The organism is Vitreimonas flagellata (genome assembly GCF_004634425.1).
GTDB lineage: Bacteria > Pseudomonadota > Alphaproteobacteria > Caulobacterales > Aquidulcibacteraceae > Vitreimonas > Vitreimonas flagellata.
Genome location: NZ_SBJL01000002.1, coordinates 366,618 through 386,220 on the forward strand (window position 1 = coordinate 366,618; position 19,603 = coordinate 386,220).

A 19,603-nucleotide genomic window follows, 5' to 3' on the forward strand; every position below is an offset into this window, starting at 1 on the left:
CTATTCCTCGCCGCCATCGCCTTCGTCGTCGCCCTCATCTTCGTCCGCACCGGCGGATTCCATCGGCGGCGAAGAGAGGAACGCGTCGCAACCCGTCTCTTCGAGCAACGCGGTGAGCACGGCTGAATCATGGTGTGCGGCGCGTTTGCGTTTCAATTCGGCAAACGCTTTGGCGGCGTAGCGTTGCGGCTTTTGCGTGAAGGCGTGGCCTGCGATGTCGACGCTGACGCCTTGCGCATCGTCCGCCACGGCACGCGCATTGGCTTCCATCCAAACGAGATAGGCGCCGGCGACCTCATCGCGCAGCAACGCGGCCAAATCTTCGCGGATCGCGTCAAGCGAGACGAAATCGCCCTCGGCTTTCGGGTTTTCCATCCGCTCGAGCCAACGCGACACGTTCGGCGCTTGCGCCTTGATCACGGCGCCCGGCGTCGGATCAGAATTCAACTGCGCCAGTTGCCCAGCCAAACCGAAATCAGCCAAGCTCGGACGACCGCCAAACAGGTACGGCCGGCCCGCGAGCAAGCGCTCCAGCAGCGCGAGCAAACGCGTGAACGAGCCCTCGATCAGCGGCGCCGTCTCCGCCGACGAGCCGACATGATAGAGCCGGCCAGCCATGCGGGTGCGCACGTTGTCCTCGAGGCCCTCCGGCGCTTCGGCGCCGTCGAAGATCATCGCCACAATCCGCTTCGCCGCGCTCTGCTGATCTTCCGGGTAAGTCCAGCGATAATGGAACATGGCCTTGTTCAGCCATTCGTCGGCGTAATCTTCCAGCAGCGCCGAGATGAAGCCGAGTGCAGGATCGCTCGGCGTGATCGACGGCTCGGCGAATTGCGCGTCGAGCGTTTCGATGATCGGCGTGGAATCCTGCAACACGTTCTCATCCGCATCGACCAGAAGCGGGATCAGCGGCAGCTTGGAATAGCGCGCGAATTCCTCCTGGCGCGCGTTGGTGCGCGGCAGCCATTCAAAGTCGACGCCCTTGAAGCGCAGATACGAGCGAACCTTCACCGAGTACGGCGAAAGCTCAGCGCCATAGAGGCGGAATGGAGCATTCATTGGAGGCCAGTCCTGAAAAGTAAAATCGCCGCACGGTCAAAACCGCGCGGCGACAGAAAGTCAATTCTTAGAGGCGCTTATACCGCCTTGATGTTCACCGCAGAGGGCTTGTTCTTACGCGGATCGTTTTCCACGTCGAAGCTCACCGCTTGGCCTTCGCGCAGGCCGTTCAGGCCCGAACGCTCGACGGCGCTCACATGCACGAACACGTCGGCCCCGCCGCCGTCCGGCGCGATAAAGCCGAAGCCCTTAGTCATATTGAACCACTTCACGACGCCCGTTGCCATCTGGCGCTCCTTAACAACTGCACCGCGTCAAAAGCGACGACGGTTGGACCCGCAGGAAGAACGACAGCCGGGCGCACAAGCGCACGGTCGAAACGTCTCGACCGGATTAGTCCAATTGCATAGGGCGTGACCTAGCTAAGCAAGTCAAGCAAAGGATGAGACAGATCACTCGTTCTCAGGCGCACCACCAACGCGATCGAGCGCAACGGCAAGCATTGCGCGCAGGCCGGTTTCCATCGCGGGTTCGTGCACGAAGAAACGCGGATTGTGGTTCGGCGCGGCCTCCGCCGTGGTCACGCCCGGCGGGTTCACGCCGTAGAAAAAGAAGACGCCCGGAACCGCTTGCTGGAAGTACGCGAAGTCTTCCGCCGGCATCACGGGGTAGCCGCTGCGCACATTGGCTTCGCCGAGCGCGCCGATCGCGGCGTTGCGCGCGCGTGCGAGCAGGTCCGGCGGATTGACCGTGGGGATCGCGTTCTCGGTAATCGTCACTTCAGCCGTCGCGCCTGACGCGGCGGCGGTTTCGTTGATGGTGCGGCGAATGCGGGCGTAGAGATCTTCGCGCGTTTCCGGGTTCAGATAGCGGATCGTGCCCTGCATCTGCACGGTTTGTGGGATGATGTTGTAGCGCACGCCGCCCTGGATCATGCCGATCGTGACGATCACCGGCGAGCGCACGGCGTCCATCTGGCGCGACGGGATTGTCTGCAGCGCATTGATGATCTGCGACGACACCACGATCGGATCGATGCCGGCGTGTGGTTGGGCGCCGTGCGTTTGGCTGCCGGTAATGGTGATGTCGATGCGATCGGAGCCGGCCATCGTCGGGCCGGGGATCATGGTGATCGTGCCGCTATCGGATGGCCAAGCGTGCAGGCCGAAAATCGCTTCCGGCTGTAGATCGCCGAACACGTTTTCCGCCAACATGCGCCGCGCGCCGCCGAGACCGCCGGGAGGCGCGCCTTCTTCGGACGGTTGGAACACGAAGATGATCGTGCCGGCGATCTCCTCGCGCCGCGCCGCCAGCACGCTCGCCGCCGCCATCAGGATCGCAACGTGCGTGTCATGCCCACACGCATGCATGATGCCGACGTCCTGGCCGTTGTAATGGCCGCGCGCGCGCGACCGGAACGGCAGATCGCCTTCCTCGGTGACAGGCAGCGCGTCCATATCGGCGCGCAGCGCGATCACCGGCCCAGGCCGGCCGCCGCGCATCACGCCGACAACGCCGGTCTGCGCAACGCCGGTGCGCACTTCCATGCGCAACGAACGCAAATGCGCGGCCACGACGCGCGCGGTGCGGACCTCTTCGTACGAGAGCTCAGGGTTCTGGTGAAAGTCCCGCCGCCAAGTGATCATGCGCGGCAGGACCGTTTGAATCGAGGATTCAACGCTGGGCGAAAAGCCGGGCGCGGATTGCGCATGTGCTGGCGCGGCGAACGCGGCCACGCCCAACATCACAAGCGCCTTCAAAGAAAATACTTTCATGCCCAACCCCTATGCCTTCGGTTCGTTCGGGTACGTCACTCGCCAGATCGTTACGCCGGTCAGAGCACCCGCCACCCCCAATCCAAGCAAACTTATGGATTCCGGGTCCAATACATCAGGCCATCCCCAATAGCCCGACATCGTCCAAGCGAAGAGACCCATTCCGGTCATTACCCCAGCCGCGCCAGCCAAAGCGCTCCCCAACCAGCCGCGCAGGCCAGCGGCACGCGCCACAATCCACCACGGCATAAAAAGGACCGGGATTGCGACCATCAATACCATCACAATGATCGCGTAGGAGCTGAGGACCGCGCCGAGATCAAATTCGCGCTGTGGAATCACCGCCCCATTGTGGGTAGCGCCAGCCATCTGCATCGTAACGCTGCCGACGACAGCCCCTGCGGCGATTGCCCACAGCGTGCGCTCTCTGGTCGGTTCGTTCACCGCACCCCCGCCGCCAGCAGATCGTGCATGTGCACGACGCCCGCAGGCTTTCCATCTTCCACGGCGAACAGGAGCGTAATGCGCTTGGAATTCATGATGGCGATCGCGTCCGCCAAGGGCGCATCCGGCGCGATTGTTTTCGGGTTCGCGGTCATCAGATCGCGCGCGGTTTTGCTGAACATTTCCGGCGTCAGGCGCCGGCGCAGATCACCGTCGGTGATAATGCCGATCAGCTTGCCATTCTCGATCACGCCCGCAGCGCCAATGCCGCCGACGCTCATGGCTTCCAGCGTCTTCTGCACCGGCGTGTCCGGCGCGATCAACGGATCGTCGCCGCCGACGCGCATCACGTCACGCACGCGCTTCAACGCCGCGCCAAGTTTGCCGCCCGGATGGATCGCGCCGAAATGGTCGGCCGTGAACCCACGCGCCTTCAAGAGCGCCACCGAGAGCGCGTCGCCCAACGCCAAGCACATCGTCGTCGAGGTCGTCGGCGCAGGCGCCTCTTCGCTGGCCTCGCCGCAATCGGGCAGAATGAGCGCCGCCGTCGAGGCGCGCGCGAGCGACGAGTTCGGCTTAAACGTCATGCCGATCACCGGCACTGCGATGCGGCGGCAATGATAGAGCAGGTCCGACAGCTCCGCCGTCTCGCCCGAGCGCGAAATGGCGAGCACGCAATCGGTTTCGACGATCATGCCGAGATCGCCGTGGCTGGCTTCGGCCGGGTGGACGAATTGCGCCGGCGTGCCGGTAGAGGCCAGGGTCGCTGCGATCTTGCGCGCGATGTGGCCGGACTTGCCCATGCCCGAGACGATCACCCGCCCCTTGGCGCCGGCGAGTAATTGCGCGGCGTGGACGAACGGCGCCCTCAATTCCCCCGCGAGCGCCTGCGCCAGCGTTTCCAACGCCCTGGCTTCGATGCGGATGGTTTCCTGGCCCGCGGCGACCGCCGCGTCCGGCTTGATGATGTCGGTCATTGCCGTCCTTCTAGCGGCTGGCCCCGGTTTGTCACCGCATGGCAGGCGCCCGGATTGCCGATCGCCAGCGCGGGGGCTACAGGGGGCCCCCTTCAGGCCGGCGCTCTGGTGCGCCCCTTTATCGGACGCGCGCGCTGATGGCTGCGACTATCCTGGCGTACTCGGACAAGATGTTCACGCCGTCGGAGAGCTTCATCCACCGCTCTTACCGCGCGTTCGACCAACTCTCCCCGCTCTTCATCGGCCACGAATTGCGCGGGCCTGCACCCGAGGGCGTGCGCGCGCTTGAGCTAGGGCCGTTGCACGGCTTCGGCGGCGAGGCGGGGTTCAAGCAATTCGGCTGGGTGTCGGAGAAGCTGAAAGCGCGGCTGCTGGCGGAGAAGCCGATCGCCATTCACGCGCATTTCGGCAAGTCCGGCGCCTATGCGCTGCCGCTGGCGCGGGCGCTGAACCTGCCGCTCGTCGTCACCTATTATGGTGGCGACGCCACCAAGACGCAGAACACGGCCAACAATTTCGTGCGCGTCTATAATCGCCGTCGCGCCGCGTTGTGGCGCGAGGCGTCGCTCATTTTGCCGTGCTCGGATTTCATCCGCCGCGAACTCGCCGCCAAGGGCGCGCCGCGGGACAAAATGGTCGTGCACTACAATTCCGCCGACCCCGATCGGTTCTCGCCCGGCGAAAAACAAAACATCCTGCTCTTCGCAGGCCGTTGGACTGAGAAGAAGGGCATCGGCACGCTGATCAAAGCGCTCGCCCGGTTGGGCCCGCGCTTGCAGAATTGGCGCGTGCGTTTGCTGGGCGACGGCGAACTCAAAGCGCCGCTCTTGCAGCAGCTCGAAGTCGCCAACGTGAAGGTTGAACTGCCCGGCTGGATTCCGGCGGACGAGATGCCCAAGCACTTCGCTGAGAGCACCATCGTGTGCGTGCCGTCAGAGCGCGCGCGTTCGGGCGATGCTGAAGGCCTGCCGCTCGTGTGCGTGGAGGCGATGCTCTCCAATTGCGCATTGGTCGCGACCAAGCACGCCGGCATTCCCGAATGCGTCGAGGATGGAAAGACCGGCTATCTGGTGGATGAACGCGACGATGACGCGCTCGCCGATCGGATCGGCCGGATGCTCGACGATCCTGAAGGCACGCGACGCATGGGCGAGGCTGGCCGCGCTCTGGCGCTAGAGCGCTTCAATCTGCTGACGCTCTCGCGCCGTTTGCAGGATCATTTGCTGCGCGTTGCCCAAGCAAAGCAAACAAAGCAGTAAGAGGCGGAGCCGCTGCGGTCAGGGCTAGGGGGCGAACAACGGCCCCGCCTTTGGTCGTGACGAACGAGATGGGGATCACGCCACGACCGCCGCGCCGACGGCCAAAACCGGCAACGCGACAACGAGAACCAAGATGGCGGCCACTACAAGTGAAGCGGCCTTTACAGCAAACGGCGAACCGTTTTCGAGGATGTCGAGATAGGGATGGCCACGCATTGGATACTCTCCTGAAAGTTTAATGCCGGCTGTTTTTGAGGGAGGATCGCCGGCTACAACGAGGATTTGGGAAGCCGACCCTTGATCGCGAACGAGCGATTGACGACTTGGGTGTGAGCGGTTTTCACATCCTCAGCGGCGCGCCTCATGAGCCATTTGCCCTCGCTGCAGACGCTGCGCGCCTTCGTCGCCGCGGGTCGGCACAAATCCTATTCCAAGGCGGCGGAAGAGCTCGGCCTCACGCATGGCGCGGTGAGCCATCGCATTCGCGAACTGGAAGAGCGCTTGGGCGTGGCGCTTTTCAAGCGCGTCGGCAATTCCATGCAATTGACAGAAGCTGGCCAGAAGCTCGAAGCGCAAGTGCGGCAGGGTTTATCGCTGTTAGAGCAAGCCTTCGCGCCACCGAAGAACACGACCAGCGCCGGCAAGCCGCGCCGGCATATCGTCGTGACCTCTGTGCCGAGCCTGGGCTCGACGTGGCTCTTCGCGCGCCTCGGCGAATACCAAGCCGAGCATCCCGACATCGACATCGATCTGCGCGTCTCGGAGACGCTGAACGACTACAAGCGCGAAGGCATCGACATCGGCGTGCGTCTAGGTTCAGGCGGCTGGCCTGGCCTGCACGCGGAAAAGCTGTTCGATGAAGCGCTGACGCCGGTGTGCACGCCGGCTTATCGCGATCAGCTCAATCTGCGCGAGCCCGCCGACCTGCAGCGCGCAACCTTCCTGCGCAATCCGTGGACGCCGTGGTCGCGTTGGTTTCGCGCCGCCGGGCTCGATTGGCCGGAGCCCGCACGCGGACCGCGCTTTGACGATGCGCCCTTGCTGTTGCGCGCAGCGCTAGCCGGCCAAGGCATTGCGCTCGGCCGGCAATGGCTCGCCGTCGAGGAAATCCGCGACGGCCGCCTGGTTGCGCCGTTCGATTTGGCCGTGCGCGATGATTTCGCCTATTGGCTCGTCTGGCCCACGGGCCGCCCCGCGCATCCCGAAGTCACCCGCTTCCGCGACTGGCTCGCCGCCCAAGCCGCCGCCGAAAAGCCGCCCTGCCCGATCCAGGTCGTGGGCTAGATCGAAAACCCCAATCGCCGGCATTGGGGCTTTCCAATCGCCAAGCGCGCGCAAATGACGGAGAGTTCACCGTCACCCAGCGCATGCGGCCGGTTGAGGGAAAGCCTCCGCCGGCCTATTTGGTTGGGAACCAAGATAGGACGAAAATGAACCCCGCCTCCGTGATCCGTATTCCGCGCGTCGAAAGCACGCCGCTCGAGATCGGCAATAATCTGCCGCTCACCTTCATCTGCGGCCCGTGCCAGCTCGAGAGCCGGGCGCATGCTCTGGAATCGGCGGAATTCCTGCGCGACGTGTTCAAGCGCGCCGGCGCCGGGTTCATCTACAAGACCAGCTTCGACAAGGCCAATCGTTCAAGCCTCGCCACAAAGCGCGGCGCAGGGCTTTCGGTGTCAGGGCCCATCTTCGAAGAAATCCGCACCAAGCTCGGCATCCCGGTGATCACCGACGTGCACTTGCCCGAGCAATGCGCCGACGTCGCCGAAGTGGTCGACGTGCTGCAAATCCCCGCCTTCCTCTGCCGCCAGACAGATCTGCTCGTGGCGGCGGCCGAAACCGGCAAGCCGATCAACGTCAAGAAGGGCCAATTCCTGGCGCCGTGGGACATGAAGAACGTGATCGCCAAGATCACGGGCTCGGGAAACCCCAACGTCATGGCCTGCGAACGCGGCGCTTCGTTCGGCTACAACACACTCGTTTCCGACATGCGCGCACTGCCGATCATGAAGAGCTTCGGCGCGCCGGTCGTTTTCGACGCCACGCACTCGGTGCAGCAACCGGGCGGCCGTGGCGATACGTCGGGCGGCGAGCGCCAGTTCGTGCCGATCCTCGCCCGCGCGGCGGTGGCGATCGGCGTGGCGGCAGTCTTCCTCGAAGCGCACCCCGATCCCGACAACGCCCCCAGCGACGGCCCCAACATGGTGCCGTTCGATCAGCTGGAAGACCTCGTCAACGACCTCGTCGCCTTCGATAAGCTCGCCAAGCAAACCGCGATCGCGGCGGAATAGCCGAGATTATCCGGGTTTGCATAATGTGGGCGAGCCAAATTGCGCCCGCCCACAAACTTGCCTAAGCCAGCGCCATGTTTGAACGACGTATTCTAGTCACCGGCGGCTCGGGCTTCCTTGGCTCCCATTTGTGCGACCGCCTGGTGGAGCGCGGCGACGATGTGATCTGCGCCGACAATCTGTTCACCGGCCGCAAGCGCAACATCGCGCATCTGCTCGACAAGCCGAATTTCGAGTTCACCCGCCACGACGTGACCTTCCCGCTCTATGTCGAGGTCGATCAGATCTACAATCTGGCCTGCCCGGCGAGCCCGGTGCACTACCAGCACGATCCAGTGCAGACGACGAAGACGAGCGTGCACGGCGCCATCAATATGCTGGGCCTCGCCAAGCGCCTGCGTGCGCGCATCTTCCAAGCTTCGACGTCGGAAGTGTACGGCGATCCAGACATTCACCCACAGCCGGAAGAATATTGGGGCCGCGTCAATCCGATCGGCGTGCGCTCCTGCTATGACGAAGGCAAACGCTGCGCCGAGACGTTGTTCTTCGATTATTATCGCCAGCACAAACTTGAAATCCGCGTCGGCCGCATCTTCAACACCTACGGCCCGCGCATGCATCCGAATGACGGGCGCGTGGTGTCGAACTTCATCGTGCAAGCGTTGAAGGGCGAGGACATCACGCTCTACGGCGACGGCCTGCAAACGCGCTCGTTCTGCTACGTTGATGATCTTGTCGAAGCGTTTATCCGCTTCATGGATACGGACGGCGACGTGCCGGGCCCAATCAATCTCGGCAATCCCGGCGAATTCACGATCAAGGAACTGGCCGAGCACGTGATCGATCTCATCGGCTCGAAGTCGAAGATGATTTTCCTGCCGCTGCCGAGCGACGATCCGAAGCAACGCCAACCGAACATTTCCAAAGCGCGCGAAGTGTTGGGCTGGGAGCCGAAAGTGCCGCTGCGCGACGGGCTCACGCGCACGATCGCGTATTTCGACGGCCTGCTCAAAGAAGGCGACCCGCTGATGGTTGACAAGGCTTAGGGCTGGCGCCTGCCGTAACGGCGACGCTTGCCTCGGCGCCCATCGCGGCCCCACTCTGGCGTACAAGGAAACGCCAGGGAGAGCGCCGCCATGAGCGCACAGGATCAACCGCTCCGCTTGCTGGGCGCGCCAGGCTCGCCGTACACGCGCAAAATGCTGGCGCTGCTGCGCTATCGGCGCATCCCGCACGCGATCATTTGGGGCGGACACCAATCGCCGCCGCCGGGTTTGCCGGCGCCGAAAGTCAAATTGCTCCCCACCTTCTATTTCCCCACCGCTGACGGCGACGTGGAGGCCGTGGTGGATTCCACACCGATCATTCGCCGCCTCGAACGCGAACACCGCGATCGTTCTGCAATACCAGAGGATCCGATCGTCTCGTTTCTCAACGATCTGATGGAGGATTACGCGGACGAGTGGCTTACCAAGGCGATGTTTCATTATCGCTGGGCGCACAAGCCCGATCGCGACAACGCGGGTCCGCTTCTGATCTTTTGGTCGCTGCCGATGTTGCCAGCGGCGGAAGCAACGAACTGGTCCGCAATGATTACGAAGCGCCAATTCGATCGGCTTTACGTCGTCGGCTCGAACGATGTGACCGCGCAAACGATCGAGCGTTCTTATGAGCGCTTTCTCGCGGTGTTCGATGCGTTGCTGCAGCACAAGGGTTTCACCCTTGGCGCGCGCCCAGCCGCCGCCGATTTTGCCATCTATGGCCAGCTCACCCAGCTCGGCATCGTTGAGCCCACAGCCGCCGCCGTCACCGCACGCTATCCACGCGTCCGCGCCTGGATCGATCGCATGGAAGACCTCTCAGGGCTTGAGCCCAGCGCAGCAGATTGGATGTCGCGCGAGCAGGCGCTGCAGGCGTGCGCGCCTTTGCTTGCGGAAATCGGGCGCGTCTATGCGCCTTTCCTGATTGCCAACGCCGCCGCAATTCAGGCTGGCGAAGCGAATTTCGAGACCGCCATCGATGGCGCCGCCTGGTCGCAGCCCACCTTCCCGTACCAAGCCAAATGCTTGCATTGGCTGAGAGATACGCTTGAAGCGCTGACGCCCGCGGATCGCGCATGGCTCAAGCCGCACTTGCAGAACGCCAATCTCGCGGACGCATTGGGCGCCTAGCGCGGCTCCCAGCGCGCAAAGAAATCCGCGTTCTGCGCGCGGGCTTCTTCTTCGAGCACAAACTCAACGCGCACGCCCGCGGCTTGCAGCCGTTCAACGCCCACGCCTGCCGCAAACGGATGTGGATCACGCGCCGCGATCACCACGCGCGCCACGCCCGCTGCGATCAGCCGATCCGTACAGGAGGCCGAGCCGTTGCTGCGTTTGGCGCATGGTTCGAGCGTGACGTAGGCGGTCGCCCCACGCGCATCGCCCGCTTGTGCAATCGCCTGTTCTTCAGCGTGTGGCCGGCCGCTATCGGCGGTACGCGCTTCGCCCAGCACAACGCCGTCGCGCACGAGCACGCAGCCAACAGAGGGGTTTTCGCCAGTCCGGCCGACGCCCGGCGCGGCGACATCAAGCGCGCGCTGCATGTGCGCGCGATCGCTCATCCCGGAAACGGCGGCAGCTTTTCGGCGCGCGCTTCATCGAGATAGCGCGCCGCGATCGGCTTCAGGTTTGCATCGAGCTCGATCAGCAGCGGATTGCCGGTCGGTATTTCCACGCCGACGATCTGATCATCCGGCACGCCGAACAAATGCTTCACGATCGCGCGCAGCGAATTGCCGTGCGCGGCGATGATGAGGTTCTTGCCGGCCTTGAGATCGGGCGCCACCGCCTCATTCCAATAGGGCAGCACGCGATCGAGCGTCGTCTTCAACGATTCCGTGGTCGGCAGATCGACGACGCCCGCGTAACGGCGATCCTTGGTGAAATCGAACTCACCGCCCGGCGCGAGCGGCGGCGGCGGCGTGTCGTACGAGCGGCGCCATACCTTCACTTGCTCTTCGCCGTGCTTAGCCGCGGTCTCGGCCTTATCGAGGCCGGTCAGCGCGCCGTAATGGCGCTCGTTCAGCCGCCAATTGCGCTCCACCGGCAGCCAGGCGAGGCCAGCTTCTTCGGCGGCCAGATTGCCGGTGCGGATGGCGCGGGTTTGCACCGATGTGAACAGCTTATCGAACGGCACGCCGCTCGCCTTGAGCAACGCGCCGGAGCGGCGGGCCTGCGCCTCGCCCTCGGCGGTCAAATTCACATCGACCCAGCCGGTGAAGCGGTTTTCGAGGTTCCACTGGCTTTGGCCGTGACGGAGCAGCGCGAGATAGGTCATGGGCGGCTTGGTTTCAGCCCGGCCCGGCCCCGTCAAGAGCCGAAGCCGCTTGGAGCCCTGCGGCCCAAAGGCTAAACCCTCCGACCATGCGTTCCTGGCTTTTTCATCCGCTGGTTTTCTACCCGTTGGCGATCATCATCGCGGCGCTGATTGTCGTTGTGAGCCTAAGGCCGCAGGCTTGGCCCCGTGAGCCCGCGCCTGTGGCGGCGCAGATCGTGGATGGCGCGCTTGTGTTTGAGGGCGCGGCGTTCAATTCGCCCGCCGTCGGCCCTGAACAGCGCATGACGGTCGTCCGCGATTTCTGGGGCAATCCACAGGCGCTGCGCATCGCCCAGCTCCCCGGCCAACCGCCGCCAACGCCGGCCGAGCAAGGCGTGCGCCTGCTGCTGACGCCCGAGCAGGCCGCCCTGCTGGAAGACAAGCCAGTCACGATCGAGGTCACTTACAATCCGCTGCCGATCAACATGGCCTCCAATCTGGCCGTCAGCGTCCAAGGCATTGGCCCGGCCGATTGGGTGAGCCTTGCCATGCCGCCGGAACCCGGCCGCTTAACCTTTGAAGCGCCAGCACAATTCGCGGTGAACGGGATCGGCCTGCGGGCGCTCAGCGGCAGCGAGGATCAGGCCTATGGGGTGGAAATCACCCGCGTTAGAGTGACGCCGCATAGCTCCTGAGCGGCAGCGTGCAATTGCACTTTGCGGCCATTTCCCCCAAACCCCCGGCTTCCCCGGGTCTTTGACGGACAATCCCCATGCTGCCTGCGCCGCGCGCAAGCCTTGCCGCCAATTCTGCTGAGTTCGAGAACCTGCCGCTGGTGAAGCCCACGGGCTTCCGCGAATACGACGCGCGCTGGTGGTTCGGCATTCCGGGCGCGGAAAAGCCGCCGGAACTCAATCTACTCGGCGTGCAGGCTTTGGGTTTGGGCCTCGGCACGCTGGTGCATGAGATGGGTGTGGCGCCGCGCATCGTCGTCGGCCACGATTTCCGCTTCTACTCGACCTCGATCAAGCAAGCGCTGACCCTGGGCCTTATGCAGGCGGGCATGGAGGTCAATGATATTGGCTTGGCGCTCTCGCCGACCGCCTATTACGCGCAATTCGCGCTCGACATTCCGTGCGTCGCGATGGTGACGGCCAGCCACAACGAAAACGGCTGGACCGGCGTGAAGATGGGCGCGAACAAGCCGCTCACCTTCGGCCCTGAAGAAATGGGCGCGCTGCGCGAGATCGTGCTCGGCGGCAAATTCAAGCCACGCGCCGGCGGCGCTTACAAGCGCGTCGAAGACATGCGCGAGCGCTACATTGCCGATGTCGCATCCCGCGTGAAACTCTCGCGCCCAATTAAAGTGATCGCAGCGTGCGGCAACGGCACCGCAGGCGCGTTCGCACCGGACGCGCTGCGCCGCATGGGCGCGGACGTGATCGACCTGCACACCGCACTCGATTGGACCTTCCCGAACTACAACGCCAATCCCGAAGACGCCGAAATGCTGCACGACATGGCGCATGCGGTGAAGAAGCACGGCGCCGACGTCGCGCTGGGCTTTGACGGCGACGGCGATCGCTGCGGGGTCGTCGATGACGAGGGCGAGGAAATCTTCGCCGACAAGATCGGGCTTATGCTGGCGCGCGATCTTTCTGCACAACACAAGAATTCGACCTTCGTGGTCGACGTGAAATCCACCGGCCTCTACGCGATCGACCCGGTGCTGCAAGCCAATGGCGTCACGGTCGATTATTGGAAAACCGGCCATTCCTACATTAAGCGCCGCACCACCGAACTCGGCGCGCTCGCCGGCTTCGAGAAGAGCGGCCACTTCTTCTTCCGTCCACCGTACGGCCATGGCTATGACGACGGCATCGTCGCCGCCGCCGCCGTGCTGTCGATGCTGGACCGTAATCCGGGCAAGAAGCTCTCCGATCTGCGCAAGGCGCTGCCGAAGAGCTACACGTCGCTGACGATGAGCCCCCATTGCGACGACGAGACCAAGTACGGCATCGTCGATCAGGTCATCGCGCAATACCAACAGCTCGCGAAGGATGGCGGCAAGATTCTCGGCCGCGCCATCCGCGACGTGAACACAGTCAACGGCGCGCGCGTCACGTTGGAAGACGGCGCCTGGGTGCTGGTGCGCGCCTCCTCCAACAAACCCGAACTGGTCGTCGTGGTTGAAAGCATGACCAGCGACGACGACATGAAGGCGCTCTTCCGCGATGAAGTGAAGCCGCGCCTCGCCCGCTTCGCTGAAGTCGGCGCTTACAATCAGGAGATTTGATCCATGCGCGTTACGATGATCGGCACCGGCTATGTGGGCCTCGTGTCCGGCGCATGCTTCGCGGATTTCGGCCATACGGTCACCTGCGTCGACAAGGACGCGAGCAAGATCGAGCGCCTGCAGAAGGGCGAAATCCCGATCTTCGAACCGGGCCTCGATGAGCTCGTGAAAGACAACGTCGAACAGGGCCGCCTGTTCTTCACCACCGACCCGACCGCCGCCATCCGCGACGCGGACGCCGTGTTCATCGCCGTAGGCACGCCGTCGCGCCGCGGCGACGGCCACGCCGACCTCTCCTACGTCTATGCCGCCGCCGAAGAGATCGCCGGCCTGATGAAGGGCTACACGGTCGTCGTCACCAAATCGACGGTGCCGGTCGGCACGGGCGACGAAGTCGAAGCCATCATCAAGAAGACCAATCCGAGCGCGGATTTCGCCGTCGTCTCGAACCCCGAATTCCTGCGCGAAGGCGCTGCCATCGGCGATTTCAAGCGCCCTGACCGTGTCGTTGTCGGCACCGACGATGAGCGTGCGCGCGAAGTGATGCGCCAGCTCTACCGCCCGCTCTTCTTGAACGAAACGCCGATCGTCTTCACCGAGCGCCGCACCTCGGAATTGATCAAATATGCAGGCAACGGCTTCCTGGCGATGAAGATCACCTTCATCAACGAGATCGCCGATCTCTGCGAAGCCGTGGGCGCCAACGTGCAGGAAGTCGCAAAGGGCATTGGCCTCGACAACCGCATCGGCCGCAAATTCTTGAACGCTGGTCCCGGCTATGGCGGCTCGTGCTTCCCGAAGGACACGCTGGCGCTGATGAAGACCGCGCGCGACAACAACGCGCCGATCGAATTGATCGAAGCGACCGTGCGCGTGAATTCCGCACGCAAACAAAAAATGGCGCAGAAGATCATCGAAGCCGTTGGCGGCAGCGTCGCAGGCAAGACGATCGCCGTGCTGGGCCTCACCTTCAAACCGAACACCGACGACATGCGCGACGCGCCAGCGCTCGACATCGTGCCGACACTGCAAGCCGAAGGCGCCAAGGTGCGCGCGTTCGACCCTGAAGGCATGAACGAAGCCAAGCACATGCTGAAGGACGTCCAATTCGCCAGCGGTCCGTATGATTGCGTGCAGAACGCTGACGCCGTCGTGATCATCACCGAATGGGATCAATTCCGCGCGCTCGATCTCGATCGCATCAAGGACGCACTGAAGGCGCCGACCTTGATCGATCTGCGCAACATCTACAGCCCGGCCGAAATGAAAGCCAAAGGCTTCCATTATGTGAGCGTGGGCCGGGTCTAAGCGGGGATCGCAATGGGTGACGCTTGGTTGAAGGTGGAAGCTGAAGCCAAGCGGCTCGCCTCCACCCCTCTGCTCGATCTCTTCGCGGCCAATCCGCGTCGCGTCGAAGAGTTGACGTTCCAAGCGCCGCACCTGATCGCGGACTTTTCCAAGCAACGCATCGATGGCGCTGCGTTGAACGCGCTCGGCGCGCTGGTGCAGGCGGCGGACTTTGACGGCTGGCGGGCGAAACTCTTCGCGGGCGAAGCGGTCAACAACACCGAAGGCCGCGCGGCCAAGCATTGGGCGTTGCGCGGGGCAGACTCGCCGGCGGCGGTGATGGAAGTACGCGCGCGCATGGCTGCGTTCGCCGAACACATCCGCCCACAGATCAACGCCATCGTGCATTTGGGCATTGGCGGCTCGGACCTTGGGCCGCGCCTTGTGCTCGATGCGCTGAAGCCGTTGCGTGTCAGCGGCATCGACGTCCGTTTCGCCGCGAACGTGGACGGCGCGGACGTGGCTGACGCGATCGATGGCCTCGATCCCAAACGCACGCTGCTGATCGTCGTCTCGAAGACATTCACGACGCAGGAAACGCTCGCTAACGCCGAGTTCGTGCGCGCCTGGGGGCCAGCCCATCTCGCCGCTGCGACCGCCGCGCCGGATAAAGCTGTTGCTTGGGGCGTGCCGCCAGAGAACGTGTTCGCGTTCTGGGATTGGGTCGGCGGGCGCTATTCGCTGTGGTCGAGCGTGAGCCTTGCGTGCGCGATCGCGCTGCAAGACGGCGCGTTCGAGAATCTGCTGAGCGGCGCCGCCGCGATGGACGCGCACTTCCGCGAGGCGCCGTTCGCACAGAACCTGCCGGCGCTGTCTGCGGCGCTGCAGATGTGGAATCGCGAGGCGCTCGGGCACGGCTCCTACGCGCTGCTGCCCTATTCCGAACGGCTACGGCTGATGCCTGCCTACATGCAGCAGCTCGAAATGGAATCGAACGGCAAGCGTGTCTCGCGCGATGGCGCAATATTGGAGCGCAGCGCCTGCGGCGTCACTTGGGGCGCGGCGGGCACCAATGCGCAGCATTCGTTCTTCCAATTGCTGCACCAAGGCGTCGGCGAAATTCCGGCCGAGTTCATCGTCAATGCAGGCCGCCACGAAGGCCCGGTTTCGCACCGCGCCAAAGTGTTCGCCAACGCGCTCGCGCAAACGCGCGCGCTGATGGTGGGCAAGAGCGCCGCACAAGCGCGCGCCGAAATGGTCGCCAAAGGCATGAGCGAAGCGGAAGCGAACCGCCTCGCGCCGCACCGCGCCTTCCCCGGCAATCGCGCGTCCACGTTGATGGCGATCGACGCACTTTCACCCGAAGCTATAGGCGCGCTGCTCGCCTTCTACGAACACCGCACCTTCAGCCAAGCCGTGCTCGCCGGCATCAACCCGTTCGACCAATGGGGCGTCGAACTCGGCAAGGAAATGGCCAACGCGCTGTTGCCGTCGCTCGAAGGTGGCGCCGCGAGCAGCGATTTGGACGCCAGCACCGCGGCCTGGGTGAAGCGGTTGGGTTAAATCACCAGCGTCGCACACGACCCACGTCTACATGGACGAAGCCGGGGTTGGGATAATGCCCCACGCCGCCTCGGCCGAGCGCGAGCGCAGCATCCCGGATCAATTCGGTGGACGCACCCTCAAGCGCAATGTCGATGGCCATGCCGTCCATATGCAAGCTACGACGGGCAACCCCGCTACTCGCATCGGCCAAAGCAGCATTGGTGCGCGGCGAACGGTAACCAGAAATGACCTGAAACGGTTCACGCGTTTCAAGCTGGCCCGCGAGGTCATGCAGCAAGTCAAGCAAGCGCACATCGATCGCGTGGGTCTCATTTGTACGATGATCACGCAGCACATGATTGATCGCCGCCAGCGCGTCTGGCGCATAAACGCCATTCTGCCAATATTCCGCATTCAAGGTTTCGGCCGTATGCAGATTGCGGAAACGCAATGCGCGGGGCTCTAATGCAGAGGCAAAAGCAATCCCGGGCGAAGCCGCAAAGGCAGTCGCACCAAAGCCAAGGAGCGCTGTTCGACGTGTCAGCATGGCTTGAAACTAGGACGCCAAAGCCGCGTCGCCAATCGGCAGACTGCTGAAGATGGGTCGGGTTAGGTCCTTCGGGCTAGGGCGTGGATTTGTCTTGGCGTTCGCGTTCGGACTTTCTGCGTGCGCCGGACCAAGCGGCGAGATTACACCACCTGCACCAGCTGAGCGCCCCGCGCGCGCGTGGAGCGCCGCGGCCCTGGCCGATCTGCGCACGACGCTAGAGACAGCGCCGGCGCAGGGCTTCGCAGCGGAAACACGAACGATCGACGCACTGGACAGGCTCGACCAAGAATCCGCACACGTTGCCGAAGCCGCCTCAGCGTTGGACGGCTTGGCCGACGAAACGTTCACCCGATTGGCGATGCAGTTCGCCATGGGCGCAGTCGATCCAACGCGCGTCGATCCAGAATGGCGCTTTGCGCGCCCCGCGCCGCCGGACGTGGCCGCGCTCCGTGCGTCCGTGGCGAGAGGTGCAAGCCCCGCGACATTGCTCGAGGCATTGTTGCCGTCGGCTCCGGAATATTCGGCGCTTGTAGATGAGTTGGCTCAGTTGAAGACGGCGCCCCATGCGACGATCAATGCCGGCTCGCGGGAGGCCCGCATCGACGCGGTGCGCGCCAATCTGGAGCGCTGGCGCTGGCTTCCGCGCACGCTGCCGGCGCGACGTATTGACGTGCTCGTACCGTTTTTCGAACTGCGCTTACGCGATGGCGGGGCGCCCGTGGTTACGCATCCCGTGATCGTCGGCGCACGTCGAACGCCATCACCCAGCTTTGGCGCGGCGATCAACAGCATCACGCTCAATCCCACGTGGACACCGCCATCGAGCATTGTGAACAACGAATTGCTTCCACGCTTCCGGCGCGATCCAGGCGCGGCCGCGGCCGATGATTTTGACGTGCTCGACAGCGCCGGCGAGATCATCGATCCCGCGCTGGTGGATTGGCAGATTCGACCGTTTCCCTACACGCTGCGCCAACGCGCCGGCGCTGGCAACGCGCTTGGCCGTCTGCGTTTCAACTTGCCGAACCCGTACGCAATCTACCTGCACGACACGCCGAGCCGCGGCCTGTTCGCGCGCACCGATCGCGCCTTGAGCCACGGCTGCATTCGCGTGGCGCAGCCAGAGGCGCTCGCGGCGGCGGTGTTGGCCGACCCCACTTGGACGGCTGCGACATTGCAGGCGGCGATCGACACGCAAGAGACCCAAGCGATTCAAGTCGCGACGCCGCTGCAGATCTACATCCTCTATCTGACAGCATCGCCTGACGCTTCCGGCGCTATCGCATATGCAGATGACATTTACCGACGCGACGCGCCATTGGTGCGCGCATTGGATGGCGCGAGAGATCAGGTCGCGACACTGGATCGCGCGGAGACGGAATGCGCCTCGTTGGCGCGTTAAGCCGCCCGCGCCGCCGCAACCACGGCGCTCTTCACTTCGGCCACGGCGGCGCGTACGAGCGCTTCATCATCGCCCTCGGCCATGATGCGCACGAGTGGTTCGGTGCCGGATTTGCGCACCAGCAAGCGGCCTTTGCCGATGAGCTGCGCTTCGGCGGCCTTGATCGCTTCCTTCACGCTGGCGGCTTCCATCGGATCGGTCGCGCCCTTCTCGTAGCGCACATTTTCCAGCACTTGCGGCGCGGGTTCGAAGAGCTTGCAGACTTCGCTCGCCGGCTTGCCGCTTTGCACGATCACGGCGAGCACTTGCAACGCCGCGAGCAGGCCGTCGCCCGTGGTCGAGAAATCGCTCATGACGATGTGGCCGCTCTGCTCGCCGCCGACATTGTAGCCTTTGGCGCGCATGGCCTCGACCACATAGCGGTCGCCGACCTTGGTGCGCTCGAGTTTCAGCTTCATGCCGTCAAGGAAGCGCTCAAGCCCCAGATTGCTCATCACGGTCGCGACGATGCCGGCCTTCGAGAGCGTGCCAGCGGCTTTCCAGCTCTTCGCGATCAAGGCCATGAGCTGATCGCCGTCGATCGAATGGCCCTTCTCGTCCACGATGGCCACGCGGTCGGCGTCGCCATCAAGCGCGATGCCGATATCGGCGCGATATTGCAGCACGGCCTCTTTCAGCGCGCGTGTATCGGTGGAGCCGACTTCTTCATTGATGTTGAAGCCATTGGGATCGACGCCGATCTTGATGACTTCCGCGCCCAATTCGTAGAGCGCCACCGGCGCCACTTTGTAGCCAGCGCCATTGGCGGCATCGATGACGATGCGGAGACCTTTGAGCGACAGCCCCTTCGGGAAGGTCGCTTTGACGATTTCGACGTAGCGCGCTTGGGCGTCATCGATTCGCTTGGCGCGGCCGAGCTTGTCAGGCGCGGCCAAGTGTTCATCGAGCTTTGAATCCATCAATTGCTCGATCTCGATCTCGGCGTCGTCGGAGAGCTTGTAGCCGTCGGGGCCGAACAGCTTAATCCCGTTGTCGGCGAACTTGTTGTGCGAGGCCGAGAGCATGACGCCGAGGTCCGCGCGCAGCGAGCGCGTCAGCATGGCCACGGCCGGCGTCGGCAGCGGGCCAAACAGCACCACATCCATGCCGGCGGCGGTGAAGCCTGCCGTCAGCGCCGGCTCCAGCATGTAGCCGGACAGGCGCGTGTCTTTACCAATCACAACGAGGTGGCGGCGGTCGTCTGCCGAGCGGAAACGCTTGCCGGCGGCGAGGCCCACCCGCATGGCCACTTCGGGCGTCATGGGATAAGTGTTCGCAGTGCCGCGGATGCCGTCTGTCCCGAAATAGGCCCTGCTCATGCTTTGGAACTCCGTCCATGTTTCGTCGCATGTTGAAAGACTAATTGAGATGCAAATCAATGG

At 63.8% G+C, this 19,603-nt stretch carries 20 protein-coding genes; 10 read left to right on the forward strand and 10 right to left on the reverse strand.

Features of this window, described 5'->3' with window-relative positions:
- The 5 genes from EPJ54_RS09845 to EPJ54_RS09865 form a co-directional block, all read right to left on the reverse strand.
- Positions 1 to 1,059, reverse strand: coding sequence for a glutathione S-transferase family protein (locus tag EPJ54_RS09845; RefSeq protein ID WP_135211546.1), 1,059 nt, complete (start codon positions 1,057 to 1,059; stop codon positions 1 to 3).
- A 77-nt stretch (positions 1,060 to 1,136) separates the two neighbouring features.
- On the reverse strand, positions 1,137 to 1,346 hold the full coding sequence (locus tag EPJ54_RS09850) for a cold-shock protein (RefSeq protein ID WP_135211547.1): 210 nt from the start codon (positions 1,344 to 1,346) through the stop codon (positions 1,137 to 1,139).
- Between the two features lie 165 nt (positions 1,347 to 1,511).
- The gene (locus EPJ54_RS09855; RefSeq protein ID WP_135211548.1) at positions 1,512 to 2,834 is read right to left on the reverse strand and encodes an amidohydrolase; all 1,323 of its coding nucleotides are present in this window, start codon (positions 2,832 to 2,834) and stop codon (positions 1,512 to 1,514) included.
- Positions 2,835 to 2,843: 9 nt separating this feature from the next.
- Positions 2,844 to 3,278 (reverse strand): hypothetical protein, encoded by a 435-nt coding sequence (locus tag EPJ54_RS09860; protein WP_135211549.1) that lies wholly within the window; start codon positions 3,276 to 3,278, stop codon positions 2,844 to 2,846.
- A complete protein-coding gene (locus tag EPJ54_RS09865; RefSeq protein ID WP_135211550.1) occupies positions 3,275 to 4,255 on the reverse strand; it encodes a KpsF/GutQ family sugar-phosphate isomerase in 981 nt (326 codons plus the stop codon). Before EPJ54_RS09865 ends, EPJ54_RS09860 begins: the two co-directional genes overlap by 4 nt.
- Before the next feature lie 137 nt (positions 4,256 to 4,392).
- On the opposite strand from EPJ54_RS09865, the gene EPJ54_RS09870 reads away from it, so the two are divergent.
- On the forward strand, positions 4,393 to 5,514 hold the full coding sequence (locus tag EPJ54_RS09870; protein WP_135211551.1) for a glycosyltransferase: 1,122 nt from the start codon (positions 4,393 to 4,395) through the stop codon (positions 5,512 to 5,514).
- A 75-nt stretch (positions 5,515 to 5,589) separates the two neighbouring features.
- Here EPJ54_RS09870 and EPJ54_RS19835 read toward each other — a convergent pair whose 3' ends face one another.
- Entirely contained in the window at positions 5,590 to 5,730 is a 141-nt protein-coding gene (locus EPJ54_RS19835) for a hypothetical protein (protein WP_167755669.1), read from the reverse strand.
- 147 nt (positions 5,731 to 5,877) lie between these two features.
- Here EPJ54_RS19835 and gcvA point away from each other — a divergent pair, with 147 nt between their 5' ends.
- From gcvA to EPJ54_RS09890, 4 genes are all read left to right on the forward strand, one after another.
- Positions 5,878 to 6,798 carry a transcriptional regulator GcvA gene (gene gcvA, locus EPJ54_RS09875; protein WP_135211552.1) on the forward strand — a complete coding sequence of 307 codons (921 nt, stop codon included), beginning with the start codon at positions 5,878 to 5,880 and terminating at the stop codon, positions 6,796 to 6,798.
- 146 nt (positions 6,799 to 6,944) lie between these two features.
- Positions 6,945 to 7,805: a 3-deoxy-8-phosphooctulonate synthase gene (gene kdsA, locus EPJ54_RS09880; protein WP_135211553.1), complete on the forward strand. Its 861-nt coding sequence runs from the start codon at positions 6,945 to 6,947 to the stop codon at positions 7,803 to 7,805.
- 74 nt (positions 7,806 to 7,879) lie between these two features.
- Positions 7,880 to 8,851 carry a UDP-glucuronic acid decarboxylase family protein gene (locus EPJ54_RS09885; RefSeq protein ID WP_135211554.1) on the forward strand — a complete coding sequence of 324 codons (972 nt, stop codon included), beginning with the start codon at positions 7,880 to 7,882 and terminating at the stop codon, positions 8,849 to 8,851.
- A 90-nt stretch (positions 8,852 to 8,941) separates the two neighbouring features.
- Positions 8,942 to 9,976 (forward strand): glutathione S-transferase family protein, encoded by a 1,035-nt coding sequence (locus EPJ54_RS09890; protein ID WP_135211555.1) that lies wholly within the window; start codon positions 8,942 to 8,944, stop codon positions 9,974 to 9,976.
- On the opposite strand, the gene EPJ54_RS09895 is transcribed toward EPJ54_RS09890, so the two are convergent.
- Positions 9,973 to 10,389 carry a bifunctional diaminohydroxyphosphoribosylaminopyrimidine deaminase/5-amino-6-(5-phosphoribosylamino)uracil reductase RibD gene (locus EPJ54_RS09895; RefSeq protein ID WP_135211556.1) on the reverse strand — a complete coding sequence of 139 codons (417 nt, stop codon included), beginning with the start codon at positions 10,387 to 10,389 and terminating at the stop codon, positions 9,973 to 9,975. The two genes, EPJ54_RS09890 and EPJ54_RS09895, sit on opposite strands and share 4 nt — an antisense overlap.
- A gap of 14 nt (positions 10,390 to 10,403) precedes the next feature.
- Positions 10,404 to 11,123: a 2,3-diphosphoglycerate-dependent phosphoglycerate mutase gene (gpmA, locus tag EPJ54_RS09900; protein ID WP_135211557.1), complete on the reverse strand. Its 720-nt coding sequence runs from the start codon at positions 11,121 to 11,123 to the stop codon at positions 10,404 to 10,406.
- Between the two features lie 86 nt (positions 11,124 to 11,209).
- Here gpmA and EPJ54_RS09905 point away from each other — a divergent pair, with 86 nt between their 5' ends.
- The 4 genes from EPJ54_RS09905 to pgi all read left to right on the forward strand — a co-directional run bounded on the left by EPJ54_RS09905 (position 11,210) and on the right by pgi (position 16,248).
- Positions 11,210 to 11,797, forward strand: coding sequence for a hypothetical protein (locus EPJ54_RS09905; protein ID WP_135211558.1), 588 nt, complete (start codon positions 11,210 to 11,212; stop codon positions 11,795 to 11,797).
- 77 nt (positions 11,798 to 11,874) lie between these two features.
- Positions 11,875 to 13,398 carry a phosphomannomutase/phosphoglucomutase gene (locus EPJ54_RS09910; RefSeq protein WP_135211559.1) on the forward strand — a complete coding sequence of 508 codons (1,524 nt, stop codon included), beginning with the start codon at positions 11,875 to 11,877 and terminating at the stop codon, positions 13,396 to 13,398.
- 3 nt (positions 13,399 to 13,401) lie between these two features.
- Positions 13,402 to 14,706, forward strand: coding sequence for a UDP-glucose dehydrogenase family protein (locus EPJ54_RS09915; RefSeq protein ID WP_135211560.1), 1,305 nt, complete (start codon positions 13,402 to 13,404; stop codon positions 14,704 to 14,706).
- Positions 14,707 to 14,718: 12 nt separating this feature from the next.
- Complete coding sequence (pgi, locus tag EPJ54_RS09920; RefSeq protein WP_135211561.1) at positions 14,719 to 16,248, forward strand: glucose-6-phosphate isomerase; 1,530 nt, start codon at positions 14,719 to 14,721, stop codon at positions 16,246 to 16,248.
- 1 nt (position 16,249) lies between these two features.
- Here pgi and mepK read toward each other — a convergent pair whose 3' ends face one another.
- Positions 16,250 to 16,777 carry a peptidoglycan L,D-endopeptidase MepK gene (gene mepK, locus EPJ54_RS09925; protein ID WP_135211562.1) on the reverse strand — a complete coding sequence of 176 codons (528 nt, stop codon included), beginning with the start codon at positions 16,775 to 16,777 and terminating at the stop codon, positions 16,250 to 16,252.
- A gap of 94 nt (positions 16,778 to 16,871) precedes the next feature.
- Between mepK and EPJ54_RS09930 the strand changes: the two genes are divergently transcribed.
- Positions 16,872 to 18,182: a L,D-transpeptidase family protein gene (locus EPJ54_RS09930; RefSeq protein WP_167755671.1), complete on the forward strand. Its 1,311-nt coding sequence runs from the start codon at positions 16,872 to 16,874 to the stop codon at positions 18,180 to 18,182.
- Here EPJ54_RS09930 and glmM read toward each other — a convergent pair.
- Positions 18,179 to 19,540 (reverse strand): phosphoglucosamine mutase, encoded by a 1,362-nt coding sequence (glmM, locus tag EPJ54_RS09935; protein WP_135211564.1) that lies wholly within the window; start codon positions 19,538 to 19,540, stop codon positions 18,179 to 18,181. The two genes, EPJ54_RS09930 and glmM, sit on opposite strands and share 4 nt — an antisense overlap.
- Positions 19,541 to 19,603: the final 63 nt, after the last annotated feature.

Bases quoted from the DNA above. Each gene is read 5' to 3' on its own strand.
- EPJ54_RS09845 (WP_135211546.1), bottom strand. From the start codon at position 1,059: ATGAATGCTCCATTCCGCCTCTATGGCGCTGAGCTTTCGCCGTACTCG.
- EPJ54_RS09850 (WP_135211547.1), bottom strand. From the start codon at position 1,346: ATGGCAACGGGCGTCGTGAAGTGGTTCAATATGACTAAGGGCTTCGGC.
- EPJ54_RS09855 (WP_135211548.1), bottom strand. From the start codon at position 2,834: ATGAAAGTATTTTCTTTGAAGGCGCTTGTGATGTTGGGCGTGGCCGCG.
- EPJ54_RS09865 (WP_135211550.1), bottom strand. From the start codon at position 4,255: ATGACCGACATCATCAAGCCGGACGCGGCGGTCGCCGCGGGCCAGGAA.
- EPJ54_RS09870 (WP_135211551.1), top strand. From the start codon at position 4,393: ATGGCTGCGACTATCCTGGCGTACTCGGACAAGATGTTCACGCCGTCG.
- EPJ54_RS19835 (WP_167755669.1), bottom strand. From the start codon at position 5,730: ATGCGTGGCCATCCCTATCTCGACATCCTCGAAAACGGTTCGCCGTTT.
- gcvA (WP_135211552.1), top strand. From the start codon at position 5,878: ATGAGCCATTTGCCCTCGCTGCAGACGCTGCGCGCCTTCGTCGCCGCG.
- kdsA (WP_135211553.1), top strand. From the start codon at position 6,945: ATGAACCCCGCCTCCGTGATCCGTATTCCGCGCGTCGAAAGCACGCCG.
- EPJ54_RS09885 (WP_135211554.1), top strand. From the start codon at position 7,880: ATGTTTGAACGACGTATTCTAGTCACCGGCGGCTCGGGCTTCCTTGGC.
- EPJ54_RS09890 (WP_135211555.1), top strand. From the start codon at position 8,942: ATGAGCGCACAGGATCAACCGCTCCGCTTGCTGGGCGCGCCAGGCTCG.
- EPJ54_RS09895 (WP_135211556.1), bottom strand. From the start codon at position 10,389: ATGCAGCGCGCGCTTGATGTCGCCGCGCCGGGCGTCGGCCGGACTGGC.
- gpmA (WP_135211557.1), bottom strand. From the start codon at position 11,123: ATGACCTATCTCGCGCTGCTCCGTCACGGCCAAAGCCAGTGGAACCTC.
- EPJ54_RS09905 (WP_135211558.1), top strand. From the start codon at position 11,210: ATGCGTTCCTGGCTTTTTCATCCGCTGGTTTTCTACCCGTTGGCGATC.
- EPJ54_RS09910 (WP_135211559.1), top strand. From the start codon at position 11,875: ATGCTGCCTGCGCCGCGCGCAAGCCTTGCCGCCAATTCTGCTGAGTTC.
- EPJ54_RS09915 (WP_135211560.1), top strand. From the start codon at position 13,402: ATGCGCGTTACGATGATCGGCACCGGCTATGTGGGCCTCGTGTCCGGC.
- pgi (WP_135211561.1), top strand. From the start codon at position 14,719: ATGGGTGACGCTTGGTTGAAGGTGGAAGCTGAAGCCAAGCGGCTCGCC.
- mepK (WP_135211562.1), bottom strand. From the start codon at position 16,777: ATGCTGACACGTCGAACAGCGCTCCTTGGCTTTGGTGCGACTGCCTTT.
- glmM (WP_135211564.1), bottom strand. From the start codon at position 19,540: ATGAGCAGGGCCTATTTCGGGACAGACGGCATCCGCGGCACTGCGAAC.